The organism is Acetobacter ghanensis, from assembly GCF_001499675.1.
Taxonomy (GTDB): domain Bacteria; phylum Pseudomonadota; class Alphaproteobacteria; order Acetobacterales; family Acetobacteraceae; genus Acetobacter; species Acetobacter ghanensis.
In genome coordinates, this window is record NZ_LN609302.1 from 1387086 (window position 1) to 1399353 (window position 12268).

The following is a 12268-nucleotide window of genomic DNA, read 5'->3' on the forward strand; positions in this document are numbered from 1 at the left end:
TGCGCAAGACTAGCGTGTTCCGCAACAGAGGGAAACTACTCCAGAACGCAACCCGCCTTACTCTTTACAGAAACGGAGCCGGGTTGACGGTTTTCTGCCCATTGCGCAACTGGATGAAAAGTGTGGCGGAACTGCCTGTGGCATTCATGTGTCCCAGCGGAGCGCCTTTTGTCAAACTCTGCGCGGTATCCACACTCAACTCGGAAAGCCCGGCAAGAACAAAGCGATAGTGGCGCCCGCAATTCAGAATGACCATCTGCCCGTAGCTGCGGAAGGCCCCCGCAAAGTCCACACTGCCCGAGCAGGGAGCCCGCACGCTCGCACCGGGCGGGGTGCGGTAAGTCATACCTGTGGCAGGCCCGGAATCGCTGGGGGCGCCCCAGCCGGAAATCAGGCGGCCAGCAACAGGCTGTGCGCCGGAGCCAGAGCTGCGTGCGGCAAGCCCCGGCCCTTCGTTTCCGTTCAGGCTGGCTTCCTGCTGGCGGGCTGCACGGACCCGCTCGGCCTGATGGGCCTGCTCGGCTGCCGCAATCTCGCGTTGCAGGGCATCACGGGCCTTGTTTTCCAGCGCATCTAGCCGGGCAATGGCATCCTGTAGGCTGGAAGCGCGCTGGGTGGCCGCCTGTAGTTGCTGTGCGGCGCTCAGGGCGACCTTGCTGGCCTGTTTTTGGGCAATGCGGGCCTGCGCGGCCTGCTGGCGCACGGCATCACGTTGCTGGCTCTGGGTCTGTTTTAGCCCGGCAAGGGTCGCGTACTGGGCGGAAAGTTCCGTATCTACCGCACTCAGTCGCGCCTGCTGTGCTCGCATGGCCTGTGCCTGCACCTCCATTTGTCGGGACAGCCCGCGGAGGACCAGAAACCCCGTTACGGCGTCCCCTTGGGGTACCGGGGCAGCAAGAAGTGTATCGGACGGATAGAGCGACAGGCGCTCGGCCAATGGCAGAATAGGGACAAGGGCACGCGCGTTGTTGCGCAAGGAGGCCTGAAGCTGCGTCTGTTCATCCCGGATCGAACTAATGCGGTCGCTCAGGTCGGAAATTTGCTGCTCCGTATCATGGAGTTGGCTTGTGGCCGTAACCGATGCAGCCGACAGAGCCAAAGCCTGATTGCGGGCCTGTGCGGCAGCGGCCTGCGCTGCGTTGTTTTTTAGTCGGGAGGCCTCAATGGCAGCGGCTTGCCGGGCCTTTTCCATTTCCATGGCTTTGTGTTGTGCGCGTGCAGCTTCCACCGCAGCCTGTGCCTGCTGGACGGAGCGGACCTGCCTGCCGCGTACAGGCAGATGGTCCATCTGCGGGGTGCTCGGAGCGTGTGTGTTTTTTGTGCTGGTGGTGTGGCTTTTTTTATGGGCCACTTCCTTGTGTTCAGCGCACCAGACCGGGGAGGCCAGAAGCATACAGCTCCCCAGCCATAATGCAGCCCCGGCCAGCCTTTTGCCAGAAGATGGACGTATAGCGGGAGGAAAAGGTGGCCGGGGGGTGGTCATTCAGTGTGCAAGCAGGGACACGCCCGTCATCTCGGCTGGTTTGGGCAGGTTCAGAATATCCAGCAGGGTAGGGGCAAGGTCTGCCAGTTTACCGCCATCGTGCAGCTTGGTGGTGTTGGCACCCGCTACAATGAGCGGCACAAGGTTCAGCGTGTGCGCGGTGTGCGGGCCACCCGTCTGCGGGTCTTTCATGGTTTCGCAGTTGCCGTGGTCGGCTGTGACCAGCAGCACACCGTGCTGCTCTTTGAGTGCCTGCGCAATACGTCCCAGCCCGGTATCGACGGTCTCCACTGCTGTAATGGCCGCAGCCAGCACGCCGGTATGACCGACCATGTCCGGATTGGCAAAGTTGAGCACAATCAGGTCGTATTCCCCGCTGTTAATAGCGGCTACGGCTTTGTCGGTCAGTTCCGGGGCGGACATTTCGGGCTGTAGGTCGTAGGTGGCGACCTTGGGAGAGGGCACAAGAATACGGTCTTCACCCTCAAACAGTTTTTCGCGCCCGCCATTCATGAAGTAGGTGACGTGCGGGTATTTTTCGGTCTCCGCCATACGGAGCTGGCGCAGCCCGGCGTGGGCGACAACCTCACCCAGCAGGTTGGTGAGTTCCTCCGGGGGGAAGAGGACGGTCAGGTAATCCGTTAGCGCATCGCTGTAATGGGTCATGGCGAGGGCAGCGGCAAACCTTATGACCTTAGTGCGCACAAAACCGGCAAAGTCCGGTACCAGTAGGGCATCCATAAGCTGACGGATGCGATCCGCACGGAAGTTGAAGGACAGAATACCGTCCCCGTCCCGCATACCCGTATAGCCAGCAAGAACGGTTGGAAGAATAAATTCGTCCGAAATATCCTGCGCGTAAGCGTTGCTTATGGCATCTTCTGGGGTTGGGGCCTGCGGGCCGGTGGCGCAGACCATAGCGTCGTAGGCTTTTTCCACCCGGTCCCACCGTTTGTCGCGGTCCATGGCGTAATACCGGCCAGAAATGGTGGCAAGCTGCACGCTGGCTGGCAGGGCCGCGCGGAGGTGTTGCAGGTAGGTTGCCGCCGAGCGGGGAGCGGTGTCTCGCCCATCCGTAAACAGGTGGAAAGAGACCGGCACACCGGCATCGCTGACAATGCGCGCAAGAGCAGCCGCATGGTCCTGATGGGAGTGCACCCCACCGGCTGAGACCAGCCCCATAAGGTGGCATGTGCCCCCGGTTTTTTTGAGCGTGGCAATAAAATCGGTCAGGGCTGGGTTGCGCGCCAGACTTCCATCCTGAATGGCGCTGAAAATGCGGGGCAGTTCCTGCATAACAACCCGTCCGGCCCCAATGTTCAGGTGCCCAACTTCCGAATTGCCCATCTGCCCATTGGGCAGGCCCACATCCTCCCCACTCGTGCGCAGGAAGCTGTGCGGATTGTTCTGCCATAGCCGGTCAAAATTGGGTGTTCTGGCCAGTTGGACGGCATTGTCCGACGAGTCTTCGCGCCAGCCAAAACCGTCCAGAATGACAAGCATGGCAGTGCGCTTTTGCGGCGTAAGGGTGGATGTCATGGAGTTGGGCCTCTTCTTATGTTTTTTGGTTATGGCATGAATAATGCCACCAAAATGCAGGGAAGATAAAGAGGCCAGAAGACCGGGGGGATACGGGTACCAAAAAGGGGGTGTGGAACAGGCTCCACACCCCCTTTTTGCACCAAGCTGTCAGGCCAGAAAAGCCTCAGGCCCGCCGGACGATATAAGACAGGCCAAGAGCCTTGGTAATAAGAGCCGCGTGCTCAGGGTCTCGCGCTTCAATCATGACTTCAAGCTGAGCCGCCTGCACGGAGGGCGCCGCAAAAAGCCGCTGGTGCGAGACTTCGATAATATTGCCGCCAGCCTCTCCAATGGTTTTGGAAATATCGGCTAGAACGCCGGGGCGGTCGGGAATTTCCATGACCAGGCGCAAAATGCGCCCGTCGCGCAGCATGGCGCGTAGGAGGGTATTGGCCAGAATCCGGCTATCAATGTTTCCGCCAGAAATCGGCAGAGCCACCTTTTTACCGCGGAACAGTTCTGGGTAGGTCAGAATAGCGGCAAGAGCCGCAGCACCTGCGCCCTCGCTAACCTGCTTTGCCCCTTCCGCCAGCAGGGTAATGGCGTTCTCAATCGCACATTCGGAGACAACGAGAACCTTGTCTACCTGCTTACGAATAACCTCGTCCGTCTGCTTGCCAATCTGTAGAACGGCAATACCTTCGGCAATGGTGGAGCCACCATTGGGGTGCGTTGCTGGGCCGGGAAAAGCTGCAAGGGAATCATAGGATTCAACCTGTACGCCAATCAGTTCCATGCCCGGGCGCATTGTGCGGGCCGCAACGGCGCAGCCTGCCAGCAGGCCACCACCACCAATGGGGGCAACCAGCATGTCCAGCGGACCTGCATCTTCCAGCAGTTCCAGCGCGCAGGTGCCCTGACCCGCCATTACCGCGGGATCATCATACGGGTGCACAAACGTCCGGCCCTCCCGCGCCTGAAGGTCCTGCGCAAACATCAGGGCTTCGGCAAAGGTTTCGCCCTCCAGCACCACGCGCGCACCCCAGTTACGGGTCCGGATAACTTTGCCCGTCGGTGTGAACTTGGGCATGACAATAACCGCATCAATGCCCAACAGACTGGCATGGCGTGCAACGCCCTGTGCGTGGTTGCCAGCGGATACAGCTATCACGCCGCGTGCGCGTTCCTCTGGCGTTAGCAGCGCCAGTTTATTGGCTGCCCCTCGTTCCTTGAAGGAGCCGACAGCCTGAAGGTTTTCCAGCTTGAGCGTAATTTCAGCCCCCGTTGCGCGGGAGAGCGCATGGGAGGGCAGCGTAGGCGTGCGAATAACCTTGCCACGAATACGTTCGGCCGCGGCCGTGACATCTTCAAACGAGATCATATCAGATGAATTTGACGGACAGGATTTCGTAAGTCCGGTCGCCACCAGGGGCGGGTACGGACACGGTATCGCCTTCCTGCTTGCCAATCAGAGCTTTGGCGAGAGGGGAGGAGATGGAAATTTTGCTCTGCTTGATGTCCGCCTCATGCAGGCCGACGATCTGGTAGGTGATTTCCTTGTCCGTATCCTCGTCAACAAGGCATACGGTGGCGCCAAATTTGACGTGGCTGCCAGACAGGGAGGAAGGCTCGATTACCTCTGCGGTGGAGATCAGCTCTTCCAGTTCCTGAATACGCCCTTCAATAAAGGACTGGCGCTCCCGCGCGGCATGGTATTCAGCATTTTCTGAAAGGTCGCCATGGCTGCGTGCTTCCGCAATGGCGCGGATTACAGCCGGGCGTTCTTCTGATCTCAGTTTGCGCAGCTCATCTTCAAGCTGCAGCAGACCCTTGCCCGTCATCGGAGTTTTCTGCAAGACGTGTCCCCAGAATAAAAGCTGCCGGACCAGCCGGCCCGGCGCAGTAGTTACATCAATAATCGCGTCGGGTGACGCCTCACGCATGTGGGGTTTGGCCCGGCATGGAGAACGGAGGGATGGCCGGTCAGGCCACCCCTGTGCGTTCAGAACGAACCACTAAAGTATGACTGAAGTGGCGCAACATCAAGCGGTCCTTCACGCATTGCCGCAATCGCATGGATTGCAGCCCGTGCGCCCGCCATGGTGGTGTAGTGGGGCACGCCCAGCACAAGGGCGGAGCGGCGGATGTCAAAACTGTCCGCCACCGACTGTGCACCCTGCGCTGTATTAATGACCATCTGCACTTCGCCAGAGCGAATGGCGTCCACGCAGTGCGGGCGGCCTTCCAGCACCTTGTTGACCACGTTTACCTCAATGCCGGACTCACGCAGCTTGCGTGCGGTGCCCCGTGTGGCCACGATCTTGAAGCCCATGGAAGCCAGCAGGCGGCCAAGAGGCGGCAGTTGTGGCTTGTCGCTTTCGCGCACGGACAGGAACACCGTGCCACTCATGGGCAGGCGTACGCCAGCGCCAAGCTGGGACTTGGCAAAGGCCCGCTCGAACGACGTATCCAGCCCCATGACCTCACCCGTGGAGCGCATTTCCGGCCCAAGGATGGTGTCCACTTCCGCAAAGCGGTTGAAAGGGAACACCGCTTCCTTAACCGCAACATGCGGCACTACGGCCCGGTCATCCAGATTGAAGGTGGAGAGCTTGCTGCCCGCCATAACGCGTGCGCCAATTTTGGCAACCGGAACACCCGTCGCCTTGGCCACGAACGGTACGGTGCGCGAGGCGCGAGGATTGACCTCGAGCACAAAGATCTCCTGATCCTTGATGGCGTACTGGACGTTCATCAGCCCCACAATGCCAAGCTCGCGGGCCATGGCTTCGGTCTGGGCCTTAAGCTCGGTCACAATGGCGGGGGAGAGGGTATAAGGCGGCAGGGCGCAAGCGCTGTCGCCCGAGTGAATACCCGCTTCCTCAATGTGCTCCATAACCCCGGCCACGTACACGTCCGTGCCATCGGCAATGCAGTCCACGTCCGCTTCAATCGCTTCGTTCAGGTAGCGGTCAAGCAGGATCGGGCCAGAGGAAATTTCGTGCCCGGCCACCCGCAGCACGTCACGCATGTAACGCTGGAGGGAGGCGCGGTCGTAAACAATTTCCATGGCCCGGCCGCCCAGAACATAGGAGGGGCGTACGACGACGGGGTAACCCACCTGTTCGGCTACCTGTTCGGCTTCTTCAGGCGTGCGGGCAATGCCATTTTCAGGCTGGCGGAGGCCAAGCTTGTGCAGCATGGCCTGGAAGCGCTCGCGGTCTTCTGCACGGTCAATAGCGTCTGCAGGGGTGCCCAGCAGCGGAATACCCGCAGCTTCCAGCGCGCGGGAGAGCTTGAGCGGGGTCTGCCCACCATACTGCACGATGCAGCCTTTGACCGTCCCCTTACGCTGTTCGCAGCGGATAAGGGAGATCACGTCTTCCGCCGTCAGCGGTTCAAAATACAGACGGTCAGATGTGTCATAGTCGGTCGAGACCGTCTCGGGGTTGCAGTTGACCATAATGGTTTCATACCCGGCCTCACGCAAAGCGTAAGCGGCATGAACGCAGCAGTAGTCAAACTCGATGCCCTGACCAATCCGGTTGGGGCCACCACCAAGGATGACAATCTTTTCGCGGTCAGTCGGGTCCGATTCACAAATCGGCGGCGCAAAATGCCCTTCGTAGCTGGAATACATATAGGGCGTGGCCGAGGCGAACTCACCCGCGCAGGTGTCAATCCTGCGGTAAACCGGCGTAACGCCTGCTTCCGTGCGGAGCAGGGCAACCTCTTCAGGCTGTGTGCCGGACAGGCGGGAGAGCTGCACGTCTGAAAAGCCAAGGGCTTTAAGGCGGCGCAGGCTCTGGGCATCCTTGGGCAGGCCGTGGTGTTCGACTTCGCGCTCGGCATGGATGATTTTTTCCATCTCACGCAGGAACCACGGCTCAAACTTGCAGGCTTCGTGAATGGCCTCAACCGACAGGCCAGCCCGCAGTGCCTGTGCAGCCATGAGAATACGCTCCGGCCGAGGCTGGGAGAGTGCTGCGCGGAAGGCATCTTCACCCCCATCGCCGGGAACTTCCACGGGGTCCAGTCCATGCAGGCCGGTTTCCATCGAGCGCAGGCCCTTCTGGAGCGCTTCGGGGAAGGAGCGGCCAATGGCCATGGCTTCCCCAACCGACTTCATGGAAGTGGAGAGCAGGGCCGGTGCGCCGGGGAATTTTTCAAACGTAAAGCGCGGAATCTTGACCACAACGTAGTCAATGGTCGGCTCAAAGGAGGCAGGAGTTGTGCGCGTGATGTCGTTTTTCAGCTCATCCAGCGTGTAACCCACGGCCAGCTTGGCAGCGACCTTGGCAATGGGGAAGCCGGTGGCTTTGGATGCCAGAGCCGAGGAGCGCGAGACGCGGGGGTTCATCTCAATCACAACCATGCGGCCATCGGCGGGGTTTACGCCGAACTGCACGTTGGAACCGCCCGTTTCCACCCCAATGGCACGCAGGCAGGCCAGCGAGGCATCGCGCATACGCTGGTATTCCTTGTCGGTCAGCGTAAGGGCAGGGGCTACGGTAATGGAGTCACCCGTATGGATGCCCATGGGGTCGATGTTTTCGATCGAGCAGATGATGATGCAGTTGTCCGCCGTGTCGCGCACAACTTCCATTTCATACTCTTTCCAGCCCAGTACGGATTCCTCAACCAGCACTTCCGTGGTGGGGGAGGCATCCAGACCGGACAGGACAATCCGCTCGAACTCTTCACGGTTGTAGGCAATACCACCGCCCGAGCCGCCCATGGTAAAGGAAGGGCGGATAATGGTGGGGAAGCCAATCTGCTTGAGCGCTTCGTGCGCTTCGGCCAGCGTGTGGGCAATAAAGCTGCGCGGGCTTTCAATGCCAATGGCGTCCATGGCCTCGCGGAATTTCTGGCGATCTTCCGCACGGTCGATCACCTCGGCCTTGGCGCCAATCAGCTCAACATTGTGTTTTTCCAGAAAGCCCGAAGCATGGAGTGCCATGGCTGTGTTCAGGGCCGTCTGCCCGCCCATGGTGGGCAGCACTGCGTCGGGTTTTTCCTTGAGGATAATGCGCTCGACCACTTCCGGCGTAATGGGCTCCACATAGGTGGCGTCCGCAAGGCCGGGGTCGGTCATGATGGTGGCGGGGTTGGAGTTGACCAGAATAACCCGGTACCCTTCTTCCCGCAGGGCCTTGCAGGCCTGTGCGCCGGAATAGTCGAACTCGCACGCCTGACCGATAACAATGGGACCGGCGCCGATGATGAGGATGGAGCGGATGTCTGTCCGTTTGGGCATGATGCGTTCGGTCCTGTTAGTGCTTGACGCCGTTGGTGTCGATCAGGGTGACAAACCGTTCAAACAGATAAAAGCTGTCCGACGGGCCGGGGCTTGCCTCGGGGTGATACTGTACGGAAAAGGCCGCGTATTTGTCGGACGCTAGTCCTTCGTTTGACCCGTCAAACAGGCTGACATGGGTGACGTGTGCGTTCTCGGGCAGGGTTTTGGCATCCACGGCAAAACCGTGGTTCTGGCTGGTAATTTCCACCTTGCCGGTTGCAAGGTCCTGCACAGGCTGGTTGGCACCGCGGTGGCCGCGTTCCATCTTGTAGGTTTTGGCCCCAAGAGCCTGCGCCAGCAGCTGGTGGCCAAGGCAGATGCCAAACAGCGGTATGCCTGCTTCCAGTACGGTGCGGATGGCAGGCACGGCGTAGGTGGCGGTGGCTGCCGGGTCGCCCGGACCGTTGGAGAGGAACACGCCTTCGGGCTTAAGGGCGAGGATCTGCTCACCCGTGGTTGTGGCGGGCACTACGGTCACGTCGCAGCCAGCGCTTACAAGGCAGCGCAGAATGTTGCGTTTTGCTCCGTAATCCACGGCCACAACCTTGCGGCGGCGGCCTGTGGGGGTTGCGGTGCCGTTGGGCCACGACCACACACCTTCCGACCAGTCATAGGGCGCTGCACAGGTGACTTCCTTGGCAAGGTCCATGCCTTCCAAGCCCGGCCATGCGGCCACTTCTGCGGCAATGGCGTCCAGGTCGAACTTGCCATCAGCAGGGAATACGAGGGCTGCGGTCTGTGCGCCACCATCACGGATTTTCAGGGTCAGGCTGCGGGTGTCCACGCCGGCAATGCCGGGCATTCCGTTCTGCTTCAGCCATGCGTCAAGGCTGCTGGTGGCGCGCCAGTTTGCCTGTTCGGTCGGGTCTTCCTTGACCACCAGCCCAAGGGCGAAGGGGCGCGCAGCTTCGTCATCTTCCGCATTTGTGCCGACATTGCCGATATGCGGGAAGGTGAAGGTAATGATCTGCCCGGCAAAGGAGGGGTCGGTCAGGGTTTCCTGATACCCGGTCATGCCGGTGGAAAAGCAGATTTCCCCAATGGCGGGCTTGGGTGTGAAGGCGCCAAAGCCTTTCCCCCACAATACGCTGCCATCTGCGAGAACAAGAGCGGCGGTCGCGCCATCCGGGCGGGCTTGAGGCATGGATGATCCTGTCTGGCTGCCTCCCGCAAGCGGGGAGGGTCTGTCTGTAACTGCGGGTGCGGGCTGGAGGTCCTGAAGGGAAAGACCCGTGGCGTGGGCAATGGCCGGCCAGTGGCGGGAGGGAATGGCCTGCGCCTGCCGCCATTTGCGAATGGCCTCGGTGCCAACGCCGGTCAGTCGCGCTGTGGCTTCCGGACCGCCTATGCGGGCGATAATGGAGTCGATTGACATGGGCATGTGCGAACTGGTTCCTCCCGGAGCGCTCTTTTAGCAGCATGTCATGCGGGTGGGAAGAAATTTCCCACATAGCGCGTAGGGACAGTGCGTCCGGTGGGAAGTTTATTCCCAGAAGGCTGCGTGCCGTATCACGGAGTACCTGTTTTTTGCCGTGGCGAGTGATATGGTGCCGACCGAAATACCAATACAGCAGAGATGGAGCGTAGAGAAGTATGACCCTTCGTGAAAGCCTGATGGCAGATCTGAAAACGGCAATGAAGGCGGGCGAAAGCGCGCGTGTTGCTACCATTCGCATGATTACGGCCAAGCTCAAGGACGTGGAAATTGCAGGCCGTGCGAAGGGGAACGAAGGGCTGAGCGAGGACGAAGGCATTTCCGCCCTGCGCGGGATGATTAAGTCCCGCACGGAATCCGCCAACCTCTACCGCGAAGCCGGGCGTCCGGAACTGGCGGATAAGGAAGAAGCGGAAATTGCCGTTATTCGCGCTTACCTGCCGCCTGAACTGGATGAGGCAACCCTGAACAGCGCAGTAGAAGAAGCCATTGCCAGCACCGGTGCAGCCTCCATGAAGGACATGGGCAAGGTCATGGGTGTGCTCAAAGGTAAATTTGGCGCAGCGCTGGATATGGGGCGCGCCAGTGCTGCCGTAAAAGCACGGTTGGGCTAAGGCGTAGTGTGACGGCAGACCCCAATGGCCATTGATTCCAATTTTTTGGATGAACTGCGGGCGCGTACTCCCATAACGTCCGTTATCGGGCGTAGGGTCAAACTCGCCCGCTCTGGCCGTAACTGGAAGGGGTGCTGCCCGTTTCATGGGGAGAAGACCCCCTCTTTTTACGTGTATGACGATCATTTCCACTGCTTTGGCTGTGGGGTGCATGGAGATGTCATCTCTTTTGTCATGCAGATGGAGGGGAAGAATTTTCCCGAGGCGGTGGAGGAATTATCCGCCGCTGTAGGCATGGAGGTGCCCAAGGATAGCCGTGCCACGCGTGAGCAGGTGGCGCATGTCCGCTCTTTGGAGGACGTGTTGGAGGCCGCACAGGCCGTATGGTCTGCCGCACTTTACAGGCCGGAGGGCCGGGCCGGGCTGGAGTATCTGCTGGGACGGGGACTAACGCGAGAGACCATAACCGCCTTTGGGTTGGGCTGGGCCAGCGCGGGCCGTGGGCATTTGGTTGAAGCCTTGGCGCCGCAGGGTATTACGTCCGAGCAGATGGCCGAAGCCGGGTTGATGCGGATTGATGAGGAGGGGCGGCCCAAAGGGGAGTTGTTCTGGGGGCGCGTGACCTTTCCCATTCGGGACCGCAAGGGGCGTCTGGTCTCTTTTGGTGGGCGTATTCTGGGGGATGGGCAGCCCAAATATCTGAATGGGCCGGAAACGCCGCTTTTTTCCAAGCGGCGGTTGCTGTTCGGGCTAGATCGGGCCCGTGCGGCCGTGCGGGCGCCAAGACCCAAGGGTATGGTGGCCCCGGACCTGATTGTGGTGGAAGGGTATATGGATGTCATAGCCTTGCATCAGGCAGGGTTTACGGGGGCTGTGGCGCCACTGGGTACGGCCCTTACGCCGGAGCAGCTTGAGGTGCTCTGGCAGGTCGATCGTGCACCCATTCTGTGTTTTGATGGGGATGGCGCAGGGCGTCGGGCAGCGGTTAAAGCGGCGGAAACCGGTCTGCCTTTGCTGGCGCCAGACCACACATTGCGGATTTGCCTGCTGCCAGACGGGGAGGACCCGGATAGTCTGGTGCGCCAGCGTGGTGCGCAGTTTGTTGCTGAATTTTTTGCGGAAGCCTCTCCCCTGTCTAGCGTGCTGTTCGATCTGCTGGTCGGAGGTGTGACCAACCCGGGGCCGGAGGAGCGGGCAGCCCTGCGGCGCAGACTGACGGATGTTGCCGCCCTCATTCCGGACAAGGCTCTTGCCTCGGAATATCGTGCAACGCTGTTGGATCGTTTTTTTGCAACGTTCCGCTCAAAGGGAAAAGGGCGGCAGAAGGGAGGTTCTCCCAGTTTTGCTGCGCCGGGCGCTGTGCAGGACACGCACACGGTGGATATGGACCATGTGCGGGAGTTGCAGCGGCTCATGCTGCTCCTGCTGGTGGACCACCCGCAACTGGTGGCAGAAGTGGAAGAAGCCCTGTGCCGCCTTGACTTACCAGTGGATTTTGCGCCATTGCGGGGTGTGCTTCTGGATTTGTCGGCCGATGGTCAGTTGCCCGCAACGGGTGATGACCTGCGAACATGGCTGGGGGAGCACGGACAGGAAGCAACTCTGGCCCCGCTCATGCGTGTTGATGGCACGGGGCTGAGCCACGGGGACGTGGAAACTGTTGCTGCCAGAACACGATGGTGGCATTTTTACGGCTTGTTGTACCGTGACCAGTTTGTGCGTGAGGTGACGGACGATGTGGCCCGTTTTTTTTCGGAAAAAACGGGAGATACCGGCCAGTGGCAAAGATTACAGGCGCGGCTGGAGGCCATGGAGCGCCTGCGCCGTGGCGGTCTGGATGATGCGGATATCTGAACTGAGATTGAATGTTCCTGAGCGTGTTCCTCTTGACTTCACGCTCAGTATATCCCACGTCC

Annotated in this window: 8 protein-coding genes; 2 read left to right on the forward strand and 6 right to left on the reverse strand. The window is 60.2% G+C overall.

Features of this window, described 5'->3' with window-relative positions:
* Window positions 1-64: 64 nt before the first annotated feature.
* The 6 genes from AGA_RS06680 to carA form a co-directional block, all read right to left on the reverse strand.
* Window positions 65-1483, reverse strand: a complete 1419-nt coding sequence (locus tag AGA_RS06680) for a murein hydrolase activator EnvC family protein (protein ID WP_083503571.1) — start codon at window positions 1481-1483, stop codon at window positions 65-67.
* Window positions 1484-3022, reverse strand: a complete 1539-nt coding sequence (gene gpmI, locus AGA_RS06685; protein WP_059023575.1) for a 2,3-bisphosphoglycerate-independent phosphoglycerate mutase — start codon at window positions 3020-3022, stop codon at window positions 1484-1486.
* 166 nt (window positions 3023-3188) lie between these two features.
* On the reverse strand, window positions 3189-4385 hold the full coding sequence (locus tag AGA_RS06690; protein WP_059023576.1) for a threonine ammonia-lyase: 1197 nt from the start codon (window positions 4383-4385) through the stop codon (window positions 3189-3191).
* Between the two features lies 1 nt (window position 4386).
* Window positions 4387-4860: a transcription elongation factor GreA gene (gene greA / locus AGA_RS06695; RefSeq protein WP_059024705.1), complete on the reverse strand. Its 474-nt coding sequence runs from the start codon at window positions 4858-4860 to the stop codon at window positions 4387-4389.
* A 146-nt stretch (window positions 4861-5006) separates the two neighbouring features.
* A complete protein-coding gene (carB, locus tag AGA_RS06700) occupies window positions 5007-8261 on the reverse strand; it encodes a carbamoyl-phosphate synthase large subunit (protein ID WP_059023577.1) in 3255 nt (1084 codons plus the stop codon).
* A 16-nt stretch (window positions 8262-8277) separates the two neighbouring features.
* Entirely contained in the window at window positions 8278-9684 is a 1407-nt protein-coding gene (carA, locus tag AGA_RS06705) for a glutamine-hydrolyzing carbamoyl-phosphate synthase small subunit (protein WP_059023578.1), read from the reverse strand.
* Window positions 9685-9896: 212 nt separating this feature from the next.
* Between carA and AGA_RS06710 the strand changes: the two genes are divergently transcribed.
* Both AGA_RS06710 and dnaG read left to right on the forward strand, forming a co-directional pair.
* On the forward strand, window positions 9897-10352 hold the full coding sequence (locus tag AGA_RS06710) for a GatB/YqeY domain-containing protein (RefSeq protein ID WP_059023579.1): 456 nt from the start codon (window positions 9897-9899) through the stop codon (window positions 10350-10352).
* Window positions 10353-10376: 24 nt separating this feature from the next.
* Complete coding sequence (gene dnaG / locus AGA_RS06715) at window positions 10377-12206, forward strand: DNA primase (protein ID WP_059023580.1); 1830 nt, start codon at window positions 10377-10379, stop codon at window positions 12204-12206.
* The last annotated feature ends 62 nt before the right edge of the window (window positions 12207-12268 follow it).